Source organism: Citrobacter amalonaticus (assembly GCF_018252635.1).
Lineage (GTDB): Bacteria > Pseudomonadota > Gammaproteobacteria > Enterobacterales > Enterobacteriaceae > Citrobacter_A > Citrobacter_A amalonaticus_E.
On sequence record NZ_JAGTXM010000001.1, the window covers coordinates 674,603 to 693,663 of the forward strand.

The following is a 19,061-nucleotide window of genomic DNA, read 5'->3' on the forward strand; positions in this document are numbered from 1 at the left end:
TTCCTGTATTAAGGTGTATCGCTACCTTAATTTGCTGGCAGTACAGATAATTTGAAGTGGCTCAAAGAAAAAAAAGCATTGAAAAGATAAATAGTCATTATTAAAAAATGTAATAGTAGAGACGGTGATGAAGGATATTAACTTCGATTTTAAGCAGTTACAGGCGTTTTTAGCGGTGATTGAGACCGGCTCATTTACCGCTGCGGCAAAGAAACTCAATCTGACTCAATCCTCGATTTCTCAGCAGATTGCGAATCTGGAAAATGGCTTAAAAACTGACGTGATTAACCGTTCACAACGGCCCATTCAGATGACAATAGCCGGACAGGCGCTGTATCCGTTGGGAAAAAAGATTATCGATAGCGGTGTCTATTTGCAGGAACATATCAATGCGATCAGCCATGGGCATATTTCACATCTGAAAATCGGCTTTGTTGATTCGATCGGGAAATCTATCGGCCTTGATATACTGACCTTCCTGCAACCGCAGGTGAAACATATTTTTCAGGTTACCGGCACGGCATCGGGGCTGCTTTCCGCGCTGAATACGGGCAGCATTAACCTGGCCGTAACGATGCTGCATACTGAGATGCCGCCTAATGTCAGAATGTACCCGCTGATTGAGGAGGAATTTCTGTGCGTTTGCCCCAAAACCTGGCCGGAAACGCGGCTGGAAGAATTGTGTAAAAACAGGGACTACATCGCTTATACCCGCAATACGCCGACCGGTATCCAGACGCTCAACTGGCTGAAATGGAATAACCTGTCGCCATCTATCCAGTTTGAAATGGATAACGCTGACGACATTCTAAAATTAATTTCCTGCGGTTACGGATGGACGCTGACCACACCGCTATTTATTACCACGCTTCCCGCTTTTACTGACTCGCTGAAAATTATTCGTATCAACAACCGCAAAGAGCGCCGCAAAATTGTCCTGCTCTGTAAGGATGATGAACTGTCTGAGTTTTATAAAAACCTGGCGGTTGAGGTCCAGTCGATACTGGAGACAAAACTGGAACAGGGGTTCTACAGTAAGCTCGATTTGGATGCGGAGGAACCGTCATGATCCCCAACGATTCACTCTTCGGTCTTCAGCGAAGTATGGCCTGACATTAGCCGCTAAAGTGGCGGAAGTGCTAACCCTGGAGGTTGTTATGATAGCTGTAATTTTTGAAGCGGAAGCGGTGCCCGCTCAGCAGGAACGATATTTACACCTCGCCGCTGAACTCAGGGCTGAACTCGTTAATATTGAGGGGTTCATCTCGATTGAGCGTTTCAAAAGCCTGAGTACGGAAGGGAAGATTTTATCGCTCTCGTGGTGGGAAAGCGAAGAGGCCGTTGCGGTGTGGAAGGGCAACATGAAACACCGGGCAGCGCAGATGGAAGGACGGAAGTCGATATTTTCGTTTTACCGAATTCGCGTTGCGCACGTACTGCGTGATTATTCCTCTGATGGCTAAAATTCGTACATCTTAAGCAAGTGTGACTTCCGGTGATCTCACGCGATGTCTGTATTCTTTTACAAGAGAGAAATAAGGACGGATGTAGAGGGGCAGAAAGAGAAAACAACGCATCCTGTTAAAGGACGGGATCGAGCGAGGTACAGCATTGCGCTTAATAGTTAACTCAACATTAAATATTACCCCTTGAAAATACAAGGGGCAATATAATAAGGAAGAATATTTGATATTCGTCGTATTTTAATGGTTTTTTATTGATTAAGTGCTTATTGCATTCTGTACCCGGGAGTCTAAATGTTAGATAATCTCCGGTGGATTTATCCCTGGTGTTACGTTGGTCTTTGACCGCCTGACTAGTATGCGCCGCAAGCGCTATTAGTCAGGTATTTTTTAAGTATAAGGAAGACCCGGTCTAAAAAAAAGCTGTCCTAAAAGACAGGGGATAATAATTTCGGAATGTTATTATCAGGAATGAATAAATGAACTCTGTTGTTGAGTTTTTTTTGCTTGATCGCAATGAGTTGCCGTCTGGTTTTGCCACTGAACTCTACCGACTGCGAAACCGAACATTTCGTGAGCGACTCGACTGGAAAGTGGAATGTACTGATGGCCTGGAAAAGGATCAATTTGATAACGAAAACACGACTTACCTTTTAGGGATGCACGAGGGCGAGATCCTGTGCGGTGCCCGTTTTATCGATGCCACGCAACCGACGATGATCAGCGAAATATTCCATGAATACTTCGATAATATCTCTCTCCCTACCGATATTCCCTGCTGCGAAGTGAGTCGCCTGTTTTTAGATAAGGCCAGGCGTGATTCCGGGAATCTTCGCGGGATGCCTGCCAGTAAGGCGTTGTTCCTCGCGATGATCATCTATTGCATGAAAAAACAGTATCGGGGGATGTTCGCCGTGGCCAGTCGCGGCATGTATGCCATATTTCGTCATGCGAACTGGAAAATAGACGTGATTCAGAAAGGTCTCTCGGAGAAAGGTGAAACAATCTACTATATTTTTATGCCGGCAAATGAAAGCGCAATTGAAAGCATCATCAGCAAAGACAAGGCCAGCGATTGGCTTCGTGAGATTCTTCAACAACTTCGCCGTCTGTAATCCCGCAGGGAGTTCAGTTATCCAGTAATCTGAGCTCCATTCCGAGTTTTACCGCATGCCTGGCATTGTTTACGCCCAGCTTTTTCATTGCATTGCTCATATGAAATTTCACGGTTCGCTCAGCAATTGACAAAATAACCGAGACTTCTGCATAGGTTTTACCCGCGCTGACCCATTTCAAAATCTGTCGCTCACGTGGGGATAAAAAAACATTCTTTTTTTGATGGACTTTACTGTAGAGATCGAGTGTCTTTTGATGTAACTGAATAAGGAAATGCATGAAATGCGCGCGGCAGGATTCCATCTCAATACCTGAATCTTTCTGGCTGATGATAGACAACACGACAAGATTATTCAGATAGTCATGCAGGGGAAACGTCTGGCCCTGATAGATATTGTGCTCAGAACTTTCACTGAAAATACGTGTAAGGTTATAACCACTTGCCAGTAGTACCTTGTTCTCCCAGAAAAAGTCTTCAACGCTGCTTAATGCCCTGATGATAACAGGGTCAATAAACTGATATTTTCTTTCGAGATAGATGTTAAACCACTCAGGATTATTATTGATAATCTGCATTTGCGAGGGATCTTTCTTGTTCATAATCGCGTATGCGTAGATCGTATTTTTATAGTCCTTTATGAACGTATTCAGTTCATTCTGGATTAACGCATTGATCCCTTCATCGTTGTAATACATATCCTTCACGCCAGCTGCTGCCTCTGAGATGAGTGTTTGAATAAGCAGTATAGCCTGCCTCGTAGCCTGACAAAATGGGCTTGACCCACAACAGTCAATATTTCTGTCCTTATAACGAGAACGGTGTGCTGCCAGAATGTCAGATTCATCTGTTTGGTAACGAACGGCATTGTGCAGGCGAAAAATATCTGCTCGTGCGAGTCCTCCAGCTCGTCACAAAACAGCTTTGATCAGAATGATATGTAGCTCTCCATAAACGTTTCAAGCATATTCCCACCGACCGGCGGGGAGATGAGATATCCCTGAAAGCGATCGATACCTAAGGCTTTCAATATCGTAAATTTCTCTTCACTGTCGACCCCTTCGGCAACGCAGCGACTGCCTGTCAGCATACAGTAATAGTTCAGGCTTTTTATCAGCGCAAGCGCGTGCGGATCGCGCTGCATATCATTGATTATGCACCTATCCAGCTTGTATTCGCTAAACTGGATCTGTCTGACCGGAAACATCACGCTGCCTTGTGAGAAGCAGTCATCAAGCATAATCCGAAAGCCGAGTTGTTTTATTTTGTCGATATTCGCGGCGGTTTTTCCCCTTTGACTGAACTCGGTCGTCTCAGCAAATTCCAGTACCAGCCTGTCCGTTTGCTGTGGCGACGCCAGCTTCTGTTTTACGGCCTCCAGCATTCGAGGAAGGCATTCGTGGCTGGCAAGGGGGGCAGGGATGTTAAGTGAGAAATAAAACTCCCCCGGATGCTGGTTGATTTTCTGGATGGCTTCCTGCAAAACAAACGCGGTCAGTACCTGCCAGGCGTGTTCAGCGCGGATGTGTGGTAAAAATGCACCAGGTTGCAGGACCGTTCCCTCGCGATGCCAGCGTGAGAGGATTTCCATCCCTTGTAAACGGTGGTTGCTATCCACAATGGGTTGAAATACCGGGAAGAGTTGTCGGCAATGGATGGCATGGATGAATTCACGTTCGAAAGCTGACAAGGCAGCGCTTCCGCTTCTGTTCAGCCGGGTCTGTGGGTAACCGGGAAAGTGAGACGCCAACTGAGGGAAATGTTCCGCCATCTTTTTAAGTCCTGATGTTCTCTGATTATAAAGGGTTTTTTGGCTGATTCCTCGTTGTTGCGCCCGTTCCTGGATGTTGTATCCGTGCAGCAGATCCAGAATGGCGCTGAGCTCCGGTTTGCTGAGGCCGACTGCCGGTTTGTCATAAATCAACGTCTCGTAGCCTGCGCTCTGCCTCAGTGGAGGGATATCCTGCTGTCCGTGCTCGCGTAATAGCGCGGCAATGCAGCGTGTCGGTAAATCCGAGGCGACGGCACGGATTTCAGTAAGCAGACTGCGACGCGTCACAAGATGCCCCAGCGTGTGCCACAACCAACGATCGGGACAGCGGCTAAGGATGAGCATCGGCAGGGGAGCGGCAGCCTGTTCCAGCAAAAGCGCCACCTGCTGCAATGTGCTGAGTAGTAACAGGGGATCGTCAGGAAGGAACACCACAATCCGACGTGCTGACGCCCGCACGGGAAGCGTTGATATTTCCAGCGACGACGAGTTCAGCAGCACCAGAGGATGAGGGTCTGGCGCCATCATCCTCGCAAGCCCTTCGGCGGCACAGAAGCAGGGGGACAAAATGTAGTCTATTCCCGGCGTTCCCGCATTACTGATAAACAAACGTCACCCCAATGATTGACTGAACATTGCCTGCCGTCACCTGTCCGCTGGTTCGAGCGTAATTGGCCGTTAAGCCGAGGCTCACGGCAGAGGTACTGACCGTGCCTAATGACACGGTGTTGTTGGCGGGGACGATGGTACCGTTGCGCGTGAGCTGAACACCTATGCCCTGTGCAGGCGAAGACGACGCGGTATTGGTGAAGATCGAATTGGCGGAATCTGCTGTGGTGCCTGAGAGGTAATATGTCAGATTTTGGCTCTGCGCACAGTAGACCGTCAGCGGAACGGGGGCTGAGCCCGGGTAGTCCGGCAGCGTTACCGTCACGTTGCGCGAGGAGACGTCGCAGCCGCCGGTCGGAACAACCACGTTGTTATTCGCGTAGATGTTCCAGATGAACTGAAAGTCATCACTGTTTCTGTTGTTGGTCTGGCGGAGAATGAGTCTGGCGATAAGTGTTCCAGCGCTTATCGCCACGCCGCCGGCGGAACTGATGGGGGTCAGATAAAGTGCCGTAGGCCACGGCTTATCGACCCTTGAGTCATAGATCATCCGTGCGGTTTCGCTGGTGGTCGGAAACGGATAGGTGGAGCCGTTGTATTTTACGGTGCCGGAAAAGCTCGATAACACGCCGCCGTAAGCGGAGCCCTGCTGGAGGGTGACATAGTCGGTCATGCTTTCGGGATAATCGTTATGGCAAAAAATCTGCGTTGAGAGATCGACCACCAGGTTTTGCCCGACGTTAACCGCAGGCGAGAGATCAACGTAGACGTTCGCGCTACCGCCGCCAATGGGAATGGTCGCGCCACCGGCGGTTTTGCACGCAAAGGACCAGGCATTGATTGACCAGCCCATCAGCAACAGTGTCGTCAACAGGAATACGACTTTTTTCATCAACATACTCTCCTGGTCATGCATAGGTATAGGTCACGTTAATCACCGCCTGGATCGTTCCCTGGGTTGCGCCGCCGTTTACCGACAACGCCCGGACCTGCAAAGGAAAATGGGCGGATTGCGACGCGTCATCCACCACCACGGACGTTGTCGCGCCGGTGTTCAGTGTGTTCCCGCTGTCATCCTGAAGTTCGAGCTGGATATTTCCGGCAGTCCCCTGATTTTTGTAATAACCCGTGCTGTCGGCTGTACCGCTGAAGCTGGCGGTGACTCGCGAGGTGCCCACCGGACAATTGCTTAGCTCAAGTGCCACGGAATGCCACGCGGAGGAGGAACCGGCAGAGACCAGACTGAAGGTGTAGAGATCGCCCAGTTCGACGGTGGCATTGGTGGTCGACACTGTGCATGGTTTTGCGACCACTTTCCCGTTCACGGTAATGGTCACGTCGGCCGCCTGCACAACCGCAGAAGCGGCAAGGATTACCGCCAGTAGCCACCGGGGTTGAAACCATTTCATCAAAGCCTCCGCTTACTGAAATTCAAGAGTGAATGTCGCTGTTGCATTGACGTGTCCCGGCGTGACGGGGAGCTGCGTTGCCATCAGGCGGGCATAAAAGTTAAGCGTATTGGTCTGACCGGGCGTCAGGGTCGTCCACGGAATGGCGGCGGATGCGGCATTCAGCGGCAACGTCGTCTGCTGTCCGTTGAGGATCTCGATTCCCATTCCCGCCGCCGCCGTTGTTCCGCTGTCGAGTTTCAATAAGCGGGTGTTATCGTTGTCAGCAATACCGATAAAACCGACTTTTACCGCCGTGACCGACGTGCCGCAGGGGGAAAGCACAATACGAAACGGGACGACAGGCGTGGTGGCCCCGATAGTGTTGAACTGCTTAGCGGCGTTATCCAGCAAGTCGACGGTAAAATCTTTCGATTCGCCCGCCACGGCGCAGGCGTTATCCCTGACATATCCGCTGATCGTGATCGTGCTGTCGGCGGCGAACGCACTGGCGCTGACCAGTGAGAAGACGGCGCCCAGCAGAGAGAAACGTTTGTTCATCATCATGTCCTTAGCGGCATTGCGCCGTAAGCTGGCTGAGCAACTGTTGTTGGTTTTCTGCGGCTAAGCGATAGTCCGCCACACAGCTGGCGTTTGCGCCGTCACCCCATTTCACCCGAACCTTCCCTGCCAGCGGCATACCGCTCAGATAGACCTGACCGTTATCGGCGACGATGCTACTGCTTTGGCTGCTGTCGGTGGTGACTATCGCGCCGAACGGCACCGGCTTGCCGTTGTGGAGGAGCGTCATCAGCAGTTTCATTCCAACGTGGGCGTTGAATTCCGCCCGGACGATCGCACCGTGCGTGGGGACGACGTTGACCACTGCCTCATCCAGATCCACGTTATCGGCAAGCGTATTGGTATCCAGCGCCACTCGGTTTTCCCGGTATTCGGTGGCGTAAGGCAGCACCGCATAGCCGCGCCAGTCGGTGCGGACTCCGGTCTGGTTTTCCACTTTCGCGCCCTCTGCGCCGGGCGCCTTAATCAGCACGACCGTGTCATTGAGTGGTTGACTCAGCGTGACACCGTTGGCATGCGCCAGCACGCCGCCACTCATCCCGTAATAAAACTGTTTGAGGCCATCGCTGCGGCTGTAACCGATGTTGGCATTGCCCGAACCGCCGCGGTAGTTCAGCGTGGCATATCCAGTGCTGCTGCTGTTACCTTCACCGCCGCCCGCATAGCCGGTTTGTACGCTGTAGCTAAGGTTATTGTCTTCCAGCACGGTGCCATACAGTCCCGCCAGGTTGGTCATTCGACCGTTGAGGTCATTTGACATGCTGTAGCTGGCGCTGGCGTGTCGCCAGACGGACTGGCTGTCTGAGCGCAACCAGTGGCTGAAGGGAATATTGACGTTAATCGCCAACATCTGGTCACGACCATCCTGCCAGGCGTTTTTGGTCAGGCTGTAGCTCAGCGTCCAGTTAATATCGCCGACGGCGGTATTCAGGCCAGCCTGCAATTGTTCATCGGCGCTGTCGACGCCCCAATAAGTCTGATGGCTCCCGCTCAGATAGAGCGTGGCGGTGCGGCCTAACTGTTGGGTCAGGCTCACCTGCACTTTGCCGCGCTTGTTATAGGCGAGGTTGTAGTAATCGGTGAATTTCGGTTTAACCTGAATAACGCCATCCTGCGTTTCAATGTCATAGCCACTCATCCGACGATACGTGGTATCGGCAAAGCTAAAATATCCACGCGTGGAGTAGCGATAGCCCACCAACTGGATATTGGTACCAACGTCGCTCAGCGATTTGTTATAGAGAAAACGAACCGACTGCCCCTGATGTTTGCTGTCATCGGGCAGGGTGGCATTGGCCTGAGTAACATCCACCGACAGCGCTCCCAGGATCCCCATATTTTTCCCCACCCCCAGATTGAAGGCGCGGTAGCGGTCTGCCAGTTGCGTACCGCCGTACAGAGTCCATCCTGCCGGAAGACCGTGGAGTAAGGTGCTTTGAAAAAAAGTCGGTTCTTCCTGTTGATCGTTACCGCTGCGGTACTCTCCGGCGGTGATGGCATAACGGGTATGGCCTTCACGCTGCAGCACCGGGACCGAAGAGTAAGGAACGGTGAAGTTCTGGCTGCTCCCGTCGGCTTCCTTAATGGTGACCTGCAGATCGCCGCCGTTGCCCGCGGCATACAGATCGCTAATGCTGAAGGGGCCGGGGGGGACCGTGCTGTGATAGATCTCATAGCCATTCTGTTTGATGGAAACCTGCGCCGTTCCGCGTGCAATTCCGTGGATCACCGGGGCAAAGCCTTTCTGGCTGTCCGGCAGCATATTGTCATCAGATGCGAGTTGTGCGCCGCGAAAGTTAATACCGTCAAAGATATCGCCGTTGGTATAGCTGTCGCCGAGCGTCAGGCGTGCGCGCAGCGGCGTGATGTCCCTTTCCAGCCAGGTGTTAACGTGCTGCCATTTATTTTCGTTGCTTGAGGAGCTTCCGCCGCTGCTGTAGCTCCAGGTGGTATTGTCGCGCAGACGCCACGCGCCCAGGTTAAGGCCACTTTGTAGGTTTAAGTAGGCGTAGTTGCTGCTGCCGCCAACGTCGTTCTGGACATTGTTACCGGTGAAGTTGTAATTCAGTAGCCCGGCGGTAATCCCATGGTCCCAGCGTTCCGGGGGGATATAGCCGCGAGCCTGATTTCCCATAACGGCCTGAGGAATCGTCAGATATAACCGCTGCTGACCCACGTCTAAACGGGTGGTGGCGTCAGGGATCATTTCCGTTAACGGGACACAGGCATCTGCGGCCAGCACCTTCATTCCACTGACGGCGGCCGTGTTCAGCCCCATCGCGGCGAGCTGGTCACGGGTCAGGCACGGGGCCAGTTCGCGGCTGTTGTCGTTGGCATGAAAAGTGACATCGCGCGTGGTCATGTACCCCTCGTTCAGGTAAATATCGATGCGATATGTGCCGGGAGGTAGCTCATGCCCCTTTTCAAAGCCGGAAAGATCCGCAACGGCCGCCGGATCGTCCGCCAGAAAGCGCGGGTTAAAATAGAGTTCTGCCTGGGCGGAAATAGTGTATGAGGCAAGCAAAAAGGCAAAGGGGATCTGCGCCATTGCGCCTGACAAAAGTGGCGCATAATACCGCCTATGGACGAGTCCAGGTTTCAGATATGACATAGTCCCTCCGGTTCAAAATCACCCGGCTGTCAGTTCTTTTTTTATTCAGGGAGCACGCGGGTCCCTGTTCGTTATTGCAGTGCGCCTTTCATGCGCGGCGTCAGTGCGCCATAGTCATTAATGGTTTTATAGGTAATCTCGCCACCGGCATCGGCTGGCAATTTCACGCGGGTTTCACCCAGAGGAGGCACGAGCGCATTTTCCAGTACCCGGGTGCCGGCATTGAGTTCGGTCACCGTCAGGTAGTACGGCGTTGGGTTGATCAAGGTGAGCGTGCCTGCGCTGCGTCGGAAAGTGAGTTTCTCCGCAGCCTGATCGGGCGGCAGCGCGAGTCCGGCTGGACGGTAGTACAACTTGATACGGCTGATAATGGCCAGTTGCAGGGTGTTATCGCTGAGCTTCGATTTGTCCATTGACGGAATGGCTTTGACGTTCATCCAGAACAGACTTTCACGGTCCTGTGGTAATTGATTATTGGTTGCGTCAAGAATGCGTAAGGTGTTCTCCTTTTTCCCCTGCATGGCAAACAGCGGTGGTGTGACCACAAAACGCCCGTCTTTGACGCCTTCGGCATTTTCCACCCATGACTGGATCAGATATGTGCTGTTGTCATCATTGTTGGTGACCGCCAGTTGCACCTGTTTTTGACCCGCCGGATAAATCACCCGGGTAGCCCCCAACGCTACGCCTGCTTTAGCCTGAGTGAATAATCCCGTGGCGGCTATCATCAGCATCCCGCCCAGCAGGCTGCGCATCATGGTGCGTGTTTTTTTCATGTATATCCTTGCTGTACTCACCGTCGTTTCCTGTCTTCGCTAACTCTGCGGTTTGTTACTGGTAGGTCAAAGAGAACCAGGCTTGTGCATTCGCGACCCCGCCGGTGACCTGACGTCCGGTGGAGCGATATTTCGCAACGAAATGCAGTGTGGTTGGCCCGGCGTAAAGCCGTGTCCAGCTAGCGGGGGGGCCGTTAAGAGGGATCTGGCTACCTTCTTTATCAAATAACGCGATCCCAATACCGCTGGCGATCCCCGGTCCTTCCCCCACGGAGAGCACGTCCGGGTTTTTACCATCCGCGACGCCATGAAATGCCACGCCGACGCGCTGGCTTACGGCGGTACTGCACTCCTGGAGATGAATATCGAAAGAAACAGGGTTGATATCCTCCCCTGGCGCATGAAATCGATTGCTGCTGATCTGCCCCATTTGCACGGTCATCTGGCGATCGCCAGCTTCAACGCGGCAAGATTCGGCAATGATGACGCCCTGGAAACGCATGTTTCCGCCGGGTAACGTGACGTTCCACTTGTTGCCGGCCAGCGCGCAGGCGGGAAGTAAAAGCATCAGCAGACCTGATTTCATCCTTTGCATCGTTATCACCTCAGTCCCATTGCGGATAACGGGCCCTCCTGGCCCCTGGTGCGTCCTTGCGTGATGAATTACTCGTATTGAACTTTGAAGGTGGCGTCTGCGTTAGCGGTACCGGCAGTTGCTGCGCCCGTAGCGTAGTAACGTGCCTGGAACGGGATGATGTTGGTGCCATCGTTCAGGGTTGTTGCTGCACTAAAGGTTGCGCCGTCCAGCGCCAGTGGGGTGCCTTTGTTGTCGAGGATCTGGACGCCAACGTTGGTGGCGCTCCCGGCAGCGGAGCCCTGCAGCGCCAGTACGGTGTTGTTGGTGGTATCAATGGCAGTGCCAGAGAACGCGACAGAGGCCTTGGTTGATACGCTGGTATCACAGTCATCAAGCTGAATGTTGAAACCGACCGAAGAACTGGTGCTGCCCGCAGTTGCCAGTTTTGCCGAGCGAACCTGGCCAAGCTGAACGGTTTGTTCGACGGAACCGGCATCAACGGCGCAGGCTGCGTTAACGACTTCTCCTTTAAAATGCACTGTACCGCCGTTTACCGTGGTGGTATCGGCCAGAGCCGCCGCGGAGGTCAGGGACAGAGCTGACATAGCAACGATAGCCAGTGTTTTAATTTTCATGCTGTTTTCCTTTAAACAATATCGATATCACGAACCGAAATGGCCAGTCGTTTTGCCTTCCAGGCATTCCATGTTTCAGCCGAATGGGGCGACTGCCGGTTCTGCGCAGTTTTCACCCAATTAATGAGACAATTGGGGCCATTTTGACTCATTGGAATAAATAACTTAAAATGGTGCTATAACTTCGTTGTTTTGGGTTATTATTTTGAATTTTTATTATTTTCAATATTAAAAACCATTCAGTGGTTTTTTGTAAAAGACTGATATCGTGCAGGGATCAGATGGAGAGATCCTGGCAGGGCATAATACGGCGGAGGTGAATGTGAGAAGGTGCTGATGATAATGCTATTTTTATCAAAGAGATAACGTGTTTTTTTCGATAATTCCTAACTTGTTAGTTGCAAAGCTTTACTAATTCTTTTTATGATATAAACAGTTTGGCCCCAATTGACCTGTTCAGGCAAACACTTCTCCTTTTATCTCAATGGGTTATATTATTTCTTTTTCTCCGCTGTCATAACCTCTAACAGGCTGCTTCTCTCCCATAATCCGGCGAAACGTGCGGCATTGCTGGCCGTATAACGAACGGTATGGCGAATATTCCGGTGGCCAAGATAATCCTGAATCAGTCGTGTATCGGCTCCCCTTTCGGCAAGTTCATAACCGCAGGCGTGACGGAGCATATGGGGGTGAGTATGGGTAACGGTTCCGGCATCAACGCCCGCAGCCCGAATAATACGATATGCCTGCTGGCGAGAAAGCGGTGTCCCCCGGCGGGAGATAAACACGGCGTCAGTGCGGCCTGCGCCTCTCCAGCCTGCACGCTCCTGACTCCAGCGTTCAACGGCTTCGCGTTCATCAAAACGCAGTGGATGGATGGTGGAAAAACCGTTCTTTAGTCGACGGATATTGATTCGTCCCTCGTGTAGATCGAGGTCGCGGTAATGCAAATCGAGGAGTTCACTGATGCGCATGCCGTGACGGAATGCCAGCAAAATAAGACAATAATCTCGCTCGCCGGTAGCGCCATGTCGGGCGGCCAGCATCATGGCTTGTACTTCTTTGCCAGTAAGATAACGACGTCGATTCACAATGCATTACTCCTGAAATATGCTTCTGTTAATGAATACCTGTAGAAAACATCATGGGATTAAAAAATAACCTGTGATGTTAAAGGCATATTATATTTGGGGGATTAATCACAATCAGTGATTACATTACTGTTACACATGTAGCTATTATGACCACATGATAAATCTTATTTTTATTGATTTTTTCCAGGGCGACAATAGCGCCTGTAGTAGACAAAGTCAGGTGTATCAATTTAAAAGGAAAATAGTCACTGAAGGTGGCATTTTCAGCGTAGGTTTGTCTGACGAAAAGTGAATGTTGAAAATATAGCCTGATTGATTGCAAGGATATAATTAAACGGTTTCATTGTCATGCGAATAAGGAAAAATGTGAACAATAAGCATATTAAATATATGGTTAAATATTATTAATGCTTTATGAGTCACCATTTTTTAACACCATCCGTGGTGTTGTATAGGTCACAGTGAAATAGCATTATGCTGTTTGAGTTTAGCGTCATCCCAGATACCGTAAAATCGACCTGCATTACTGGCGGTGTACCAGACGGTATGGCGAATGTTACGGTGCCCCAGGTAATCCTGGATGAGACGGGTGTCGATCCCCATATTAGCCAATGCAAAACCGCATGAGTGACGAAGCATATGCGGATGAATTTCAAGCGGGAGTCCGGCGTGATCGCCCGAAGCAGAAATAATTTGATAAAACTGTTGGCGAGAAAGAGGATTCCCTTTCCTTGATAAAAATAGCCATTCGCTGTTGGCATGGGGGTAGGCGGCACGAATAGCCAGCCAGTTATTTAATGCCTGAATTTCTTCTCTTAATAATGGATGCGTTGTCGAAAAACCTTTTTTCAGGCGATGAATGTAAATGCACCGTGATTTGATATCAATATCCGAAATTTGCAGGCGACAGATTTCACTGGCGCGAAAGCCATGAATAAAACACAATAATGTCAGACAGTAATTACGGGCAGCATGTGGTCCGGTGTTTGCTGCTTTGAGAAGCGACTCTATTTCATTTTGAGTCAGGAAATTCCTCTTCTTATTATCGGCATTGTTTTTCATTAGGTTCCCTTTTGATTGCAGGTGCGCAAGCGTTCTGCTGATTTCCATTAATCCAATAGTCTTATCCGGTTTTAACTCATTATTTATTTGCACTGCTCGGTAGGCGTTTATCATAGGCAACGCGGCTTCGCCACAGAAGGACTTGAGCGGATAATGAAAATGGCTGTATGTTGTTTCGTCATAACGTCGTGACATTATCGACTGGGCGCCTCCTCTTGTCTTGTGTTCTTGCTTATCTTGCTGAATCAATAACATTATTGCTGTTCTAAGATCGCGCTCATTCTGGTACATCCCGAAGGATGTGCAAAGGACTCCGCTAAGGGCGAAGCACAAGATAGCAACTTCGCTAGCATTCACTGTTGAACTACAACAATGAGTAAACAATACTGCAAAAATCAGTGGGAGAATAGTCATAATAAATCGTGTGACCGCTTTAGGGGACCCATGAGGTATTTCGCCGGAAGAACAATGATTCCCGTTTAAGCTGCGGAAGTTGCACTCCTATGGGTATATTTGGCGAATGAGGAAGTGTGGTTAAAATTAGCGTGTCGTTAAGTGATGAAATGTTTTGCGACAATAAAATGCAAACGGGGGAATAATAACGTCTGAAACTACTCTTGTCCGTGCAAGGGCATTTATTCGTATCATTCTAAAGGGGCATTGATGTTTTCTGCTATCGGTATACGGCGAGGGTTACATCGCATTTCTGGTAATTCCTGGAGCTTTCGTGGTCAGCGCTTTCATTTCTTCACGCTTACATGGTCTATTGAACCCCTTTGAATTATGCTGTTTCGATATTGAGTGAATGAAGATTTATGGATTGAGTGATTCCCAAAGGAAATTATATGAAGTCTATTGGTATTTTTTGCGGTTCATCTGATGGTCATTCTCCGGTTTACTTACAGGCCGCGCGCGAAACCGGAACCTATCTGACTCAGGCCGGACTGGGTATTGTGTATGGCGGGGGCAGGGTCGGATTGATGGGGGCCGTAGCGGATTCAGCCCTGCAACACGGTGGGCATGTGACGGGAGTGATTCCCGTATCTTTGGTTGAACGTGAAATTGCGCATACCGGGCTGACTGATTTACAGGTCGTTGAGAATATGCACCAGCGTAAAGACCGCATGGCGGTATTATCTTCTGCTTTCATTGCCTTACCCGGCGGCGCTGGCACACTGGAAGAGATTTTTGAGCAGTGGACGTGGGGACAATTAGGTATCCATAACAAGCCCTGCGCGTTTTATAACATCAACAATTTTTATCAACCGCTGCAGGAGATGGTGCAGAAAATGGCCGATGAAGGTTTTATGAAGCAAAGCTACGTAGATATGCTGCTCTTCTCTGATTCCCTGCCGGAAATTGTGGCGTTTTTTTCAGCGTATACACCGCCAGCTTCCAAGTGGATGGCAGGTCAGAAATAAGGCAAAACGCCTTGCGCAAGCTTAGTTGGGTGATGACAACCAGAGGGTGCAGAGCGGGCTGACGGTTACGGCGGGGCAGGTAAACGGCACCGCCACCTTTGTGCTGGAATATAACTGAACAGCGGCAAAAGTAACGCGTCGGCAAGGCGTGCGTTGAACGTTTAAAGCATTTACAAAGTGAATGTAAACACGTAGCTTCTTCAGGAAGATCCAGACGCCATCGTGGTAGGGAAGAGGCAAGGAAGCAGGAGAGCGGATGAAATTTATCGCCACTATTACTGGGCAACACATTGATTACAGCGATATTCGACCGGAGCATATTGCGATTGAAGATATCGCTGTCGCCCTTTCGCACCTCTGTCGCTTTGCCGGGCATGTGCCTGAATTTTACAGCGTCGCCCAACACGGAGTTCTGTGCAGCCAGTTAACGCCACCTGAGTTCGCGCTTGAAGCGCTGCTGCACGATGCCGCCGAAGCCTATTGTCTGGATCTTCCTTCACCGCTAAAAAGGTTGCTTCCCGCGTACAAAGAGATTGAAGCACGGCTGGATAACGCCATTCGCCAGCGTTTCAATCTTCCTCTCACTCCGAGTAAAGTGATTAAGCAAGTGGACCTGATGATGCTGGCGACCGAACGGCGCGATCTCAATCTGGATCCCGGCAGTGACTGGCCGATGCTGGCAGGGATCTCGCCGACGACGCGGTTGACCATCACCCCGCTGATGCCACGAGAGGCGCGTGCGCTGTTTTTATCCCGCTTTCAGGAACTGACAGCCGGTTAAAGATGGTATGCCGTTACGGTTCGGCACGTCCCGGTCAGTGAGTCGAACACCTCGACATCCGAGGCCTGAACAGGCATCCCCGACGCGCGGAGTCGCTGAATATCGGCGGCAATACGCTGGATCCCCAACCAGAACAGCCCATCCAGGGCGTTAACCTGCAAACCGCTCTCCAGCGCCAGGCGAAGCCGCGCTTCGGGATGTTTTGTCTGACTGGCAACCTGCTGATAGGGGGCCGTGGTGATGGTGTCCTCATCCATACGACGGATACGTGATGACAGGCGATAACGAAAAGCATCGGGGACACGACTGAGATCGGCACTGATGCTGTAAACCTGCCCACGGCGTTTATCATTAATCAGGACATTTTTCTGGGTGAGGGAAAATTCTTTCCGCAGTTTATCGATCAGTTGCGGGGTGCGGGTGAGCAGTAAGCGAAAAGGCAGTTCGAAACTGGTCACGTAATCGACATTAAGCAGCGCAATACGCAGGCGTTCTTCAACGCCGGCTTTCTCTTGTTGGCACTCCGCCAGAACCTCCTTCCATTGGCTGGTAATACGCGGTGACTCGTTGATTTCAGTGAAGTGATATTTCTCAATCAGGTAATCGATACGCCTGGTCATTTTTCCCTCCAACCCATCTGCCTGTTCGCTAGTGGCACAACATAGCACAGAGAAAGAGACAGAATACAGAGAGAGACGAATTATCATGCATTTAAGAATGTTTAAGAATTCAAACTAAAATCTATATTTTCAATAGGTTATGGAAATCATGTCAGTTAAGACTTTTTAATTGAAGTATTCAATTATTTCCTAATATAGTTTTAATGCCGCGCCAGATGATATAGCAGAACGGAAATAAACGGCAAGTAAAATGGATTATTAATACGGAAGTAAAAACGATGACGATATATATCATAAGCAACAATAACTTTTTGCAGGACGGGATAGTCTTGTTGGCAAAAGAGGCCAACCTGGAAATCGTGAAAGAAACCATGCACCATTTGCCTGTAGAAAAACTCACTTTTGATGATACCGTGATTTTACATCTCAATCTGTTCAACAAATGTTGTGCCAGGGAAGTCTCCAGACTTAACAAAAAATGTAAATTGCTGATTATATTAAATTCTGAGCGCAGTGCACTGGTATTTGATGCCGATATGATTGTCAGTGCCCGACAGTCTCTGTTGTCATTAACGATGATGATTACGCGTCTGGCGAGCATGGAAAAGCGGCAGGTTATCAGGAATCATGTTCTCAATCGCGTTGAGAAAATGATTATTTGTGAGTCGTTACAGGGTAAGGATATTAACCTGATTGCCAAATCATTGGCATTGCCTCCGAAACGGGTATACACCTATCGCAATCTCGCGTGCAAGAAATTAGGGGGGAACAGAGTCCACGATCTGCTGCTGATCAAAGAGAATTTGCTGGAAGAGGCGATGTTTCTGTAAAAACGTCAGCCCTGTTAAGCCCAGAGCTGACGGCGATATTCCGTTTAGCGGGCGCAGTACAGCAGGGGACGTTTCCCGATGGTAAACAGGAACCCGTGGACGCCCTGATTGAGAATGGAGTAACTCACATCTTTATCGGGATAAACGTAAAAATCGGGCAGAATATCGGCTAACAGATCATCCGGCAACGTTTCGATTATTTCAAACTTGTTGATTCTGGTTGAGTGTAAGTGATACGAATCCTGGTTTTCAGTCCAGTTATAGGCGACATCTCGTCTGATTCGTCCTTTAAGTTTGTTGTCTTCAATGTAGGTCCCACTGACGGCCACGATGCCGTTCTGGTTCTTCAGGGAATACATGTAATTCAGTGTGATATTTGCGCGTGCGTTTTTATGAAACACCACCAGCGACATCGAACATTCCTGTTTGTCGTAATGTTTAGACATGAAAACATTGTATATCGCGCCGATGAGCACACCCGCGAATAAAAATACCGCACTCATCATCATGATTGTTTTTTTACTCACTTCCTACTCCGCGAAAAGAGAGTGTGATACAACCCGGAACGGCTGATTTCAGGTAATTCTTGCGACAGACAAGAACCGCTAATCCGGGAGATGTTTCTGACAGCGGGAAGTACACCCAGGGGTATTTTTCGCAATCGAGACCAGATCCCAGAATCAGCGCCTTAAAGCGCGCATAACTGTTTTTGTTATCGTGGCTGTCATCAGTGGTGTTGAAATGACAACCTTTGTCCTGCTCGACGAAAGTGTAGTTAGCGAAGAAAGGTTTCGTATCACTAAAGTGCCAGACGAAGTTCATGCCAACTGCACCAATGAAAAATGCCGCTGCCATGGCGGTGATGCCAACAAAGAGCGGCAATTTGCGGCTCTTACTGACCGGTTCCGTACGGGCAGGAGGTGCCGTTTCTTCAGGTGCAAACGTCGACTCGGCGTCAATGTGCTGCTCAACATCCAGTTCATCTTCACCTTGTAGCGTATCCGGGGGAGCCTCTGCCACCTGAACGGCCGCTACGCGGGTGATTTTAACGCTTTTATCGATTTGAAACCCTTTGCGCGGTACCGTGGCGACAAGGATTCGGTCGGTCTCACCGACGGCGCGGAGGCCACGACGGATAATAGAAATATTCTGGTAAAGGGTGTTTGCCGGAACCAGCATTCCTTCATCTTCCCACACCTTTTTGAAGAACTCCTGTTGAGTGACCACGTCAGGTGATGCTTCAAGCAGCAAAAGCAGACAACGGCTGGCAGGCGTTGTCAACACGACGTTAATTTCCGGATTAGTGGCAGAAATTAACTTTTTACTATCAGGTCTGAATTCAATATTATCGTTAATAATCCAGTACATATAGGTTCACGGTGTACGAAAGTTATAAATAGTAGTGACTTAAGTGTAGAAAAATCTGAACACATTGTTACATAGATTATATGCGAACACTGTAAGTCGTCTGCTTTATGAAACTAATGTTTTTATTCTGTAATTTCACATAGGTATGTTGACAATAAATCATTTTTTTAACAAAACCGGTGGTTTCTACCGCTATGCATCCTCAGGTGGTGTAATCATCTAATAGTCTCAAAGGCTTACCCGACGAGATTACACCTGCATTACGAATGTGACGGTTTTAGTGCCAAGAAACTCAACCACTTAGATTAAATTGACTGCACCGGACTGTTGGAGGGGATAAATATAGTATAGATGTCATG

At 49.8% G+C, this 19,061-nt stretch carries 20 protein-coding genes; 6 read left to right on the forward strand and 14 right to left on the reverse strand.

Features of this window, described 5'->3' with window-relative positions; translation table 11 throughout:
• The first annotated feature begins 127 nt into the window (after nt 1-127).
• From KE671_RS03125 to KE671_RS03135, 3 genes are all read left to right on the forward strand, one after another.
• The gene (locus tag KE671_RS03125) at nt 128-1,069 is read left to right on the forward strand and encodes a LysR family transcriptional regulator (RefSeq protein ID WP_206161664.1); all 942 of its coding nucleotides are present in this window, start codon (nt 128-130) and stop codon (nt 1,067-1,069) included.
• An 88-nt stretch (nt 1,070-1,157) separates the two neighbouring features.
• Nucleotides 1,158-1,463 carry an antibiotic biosynthesis monooxygenase family protein gene (locus KE671_RS03130; RefSeq protein ID WP_206161665.1) on the forward strand — a complete coding sequence of 102 codons (306 nt, stop codon included), beginning with the start codon at nt 1,158-1,160 and terminating at the stop codon, nt 1,461-1,463.
• A 479-nt stretch (nt 1,464-1,942) separates the two neighbouring features.
• The gene (locus tag KE671_RS03135; RefSeq protein ID WP_206161666.1) at nt 1,943-2,578 is read left to right on the forward strand and encodes an acyl-homoserine-lactone synthase; all 636 of its coding nucleotides are present in this window, start codon (nt 1,943-1,945) and stop codon (nt 2,576-2,578) included.
• A 13-nt stretch (nt 2,579-2,591) separates the two neighbouring features.
• Here the strand turns inward: KE671_RS03135 and KE671_RS03140 are convergent, their stop codons facing one another.
• The 11 genes from KE671_RS03140 to KE671_RS03190 form a co-directional block, all read right to left on the reverse strand.
• Complete coding sequence (locus KE671_RS03140) at nt 2,592-3,275, reverse strand: helix-turn-helix transcriptional regulator (RefSeq protein WP_241029725.1); 684 nt, start codon at nt 3,273-3,275, stop codon at nt 2,592-2,594.
• Between the two features lie 230 nt (nt 3,276-3,505).
• Nucleotides 3,506-4,876: an EAL domain-containing protein gene (locus tag KE671_RS03145; protein ID WP_241029726.1), complete on the reverse strand. Its 1,371-nt coding sequence runs from the start codon at nt 4,874-4,876 to the stop codon at nt 3,506-3,508.
• A 67-nt stretch (nt 4,877-4,943) separates the two neighbouring features.
• Nucleotides 4,944-5,849, reverse strand: a complete 906-nt coding sequence (locus KE671_RS03150; RefSeq protein WP_206161668.1) for a fimbrial protein — start codon at nt 5,847-5,849, stop codon at nt 4,944-4,946.
• A 16-nt stretch (nt 5,850-5,865) separates the two neighbouring features.
• The gene (locus KE671_RS03155) at nt 5,866-6,366 is read right to left on the reverse strand and encodes a fimbrial protein (protein WP_206161669.1); all 501 of its coding nucleotides are present in this window, start codon (nt 6,364-6,366) and stop codon (nt 5,866-5,868) included.
• A 12-nt stretch (nt 6,367-6,378) separates the two neighbouring features.
• Nucleotides 6,379-6,909, reverse strand: a complete 531-nt coding sequence (locus KE671_RS03160) for a fimbrial protein (RefSeq protein ID WP_206161912.1) — start codon at nt 6,907-6,909, stop codon at nt 6,379-6,381.
• A 7-nt stretch (nt 6,910-6,916) separates the two neighbouring features.
• Entirely contained in the window at nt 6,917-9,538 is a 2,622-nt protein-coding gene (locus KE671_RS03165; protein WP_206161670.1) for a fimbrial biogenesis usher protein, read from the reverse strand.
• Nucleotides 9,539-9,609: 71 nt separating this feature from the next.
• Nucleotides 9,610-10,314: a fimbria/pilus periplasmic chaperone gene (locus tag KE671_RS03170; RefSeq protein ID WP_206161671.1), complete on the reverse strand. Its 705-nt coding sequence runs from the start codon at nt 10,312-10,314 to the stop codon at nt 9,610-9,612.
• A gap of 55 nt (nt 10,315-10,369) precedes the next feature.
• On the reverse strand, nt 10,370-10,909 hold the full coding sequence (locus KE671_RS03175) for a fimbrial protein (RefSeq protein WP_206161672.1): 540 nt from the start codon (nt 10,907-10,909) through the stop codon (nt 10,370-10,372).
• Nucleotides 10,910-10,977: 68 nt separating this feature from the next.
• Entirely contained in the window at nt 10,978-11,526 is a 549-nt protein-coding gene (gene fimA, locus KE671_RS03180; protein ID WP_206161673.1) for a type 1 fimbrial major subunit FimA, read from the reverse strand.
• A gap of 494 nt (nt 11,527-12,020) precedes the next feature.
• Entirely contained in the window at nt 12,021-12,617 is a 597-nt protein-coding gene (locus tag KE671_RS03185) for a tyrosine-type DNA invertase (protein ID WP_206161674.1), read from the reverse strand.
• Nucleotides 12,618-13,076: 459 nt separating this feature from the next.
• Complete coding sequence (locus KE671_RS03190) at nt 13,077-13,682, reverse strand: tyrosine-type DNA invertase (protein WP_206161913.1); 606 nt, start codon at nt 13,680-13,682, stop codon at nt 13,077-13,079.
• A gap of 845 nt (nt 13,683-14,527) precedes the next feature.
• On the opposite strand from KE671_RS03190, the gene KE671_RS03195 reads away from it, so the two are divergent.
• Both KE671_RS03195 and KE671_RS03200 read left to right on the forward strand, forming a co-directional pair.
• Entirely contained in the window at nt 14,528-15,103 is a 576-nt protein-coding gene (locus KE671_RS03195) for a TIGR00730 family Rossman fold protein (protein WP_206161675.1), read from the forward strand.
• 256 nt (nt 15,104-15,359) lie between these two features.
• Nucleotides 15,360-15,884: an HD family hydrolase gene (locus tag KE671_RS03200; RefSeq protein WP_206161676.1), complete on the forward strand. Its 525-nt coding sequence runs from the start codon at nt 15,360-15,362 to the stop codon at nt 15,882-15,884.
• Here the strand turns inward: KE671_RS03200 and KE671_RS03205 are convergent.
• The gene (locus KE671_RS03205; protein WP_206161677.1) at nt 15,881-16,504 is read right to left on the reverse strand and encodes a DNA-binding protein; all 624 of its coding nucleotides are present in this window, start codon (nt 16,502-16,504) and stop codon (nt 15,881-15,883) included. The genes KE671_RS03200 and KE671_RS03205 overlap by 4 nt on opposite strands.
• A gap of 278 nt (nt 16,505-16,782) precedes the next feature.
• On the opposite strand from KE671_RS03205, the gene KE671_RS03210 reads away from it, so the two are divergent.
• Nucleotides 16,783-17,334 carry a hypothetical protein gene (locus KE671_RS03210; RefSeq protein ID WP_206161678.1) on the forward strand — a complete coding sequence of 184 codons (552 nt, stop codon included), beginning with the start codon at nt 16,783-16,785 and terminating at the stop codon, nt 17,332-17,334.
• Nucleotides 17,335-17,378: 44 nt separating this feature from the next.
• Here KE671_RS03210 and KE671_RS03215 read toward each other — a convergent pair whose 3' ends face one another.
• Both KE671_RS03215 and KE671_RS03220 read right to left on the reverse strand, forming a co-directional pair.
• A complete protein-coding gene (locus KE671_RS03215; protein WP_206161679.1) occupies nt 17,379-17,861 on the reverse strand; it encodes a hypothetical protein in 483 nt (160 codons plus the stop codon).
• Nucleotides 17,854-18,702 (reverse strand): winged helix-turn-helix domain-containing protein, encoded by an 849-nt coding sequence (locus tag KE671_RS03220; protein WP_206161680.1) that lies wholly within the window; start codon nt 18,700-18,702, stop codon nt 17,854-17,856. The genes KE671_RS03215 and KE671_RS03220 overlap by 8 nt, the downstream gene beginning before the upstream one ends.
• Nucleotides 18,703-19,061 lie beyond the last annotated feature (359 nt).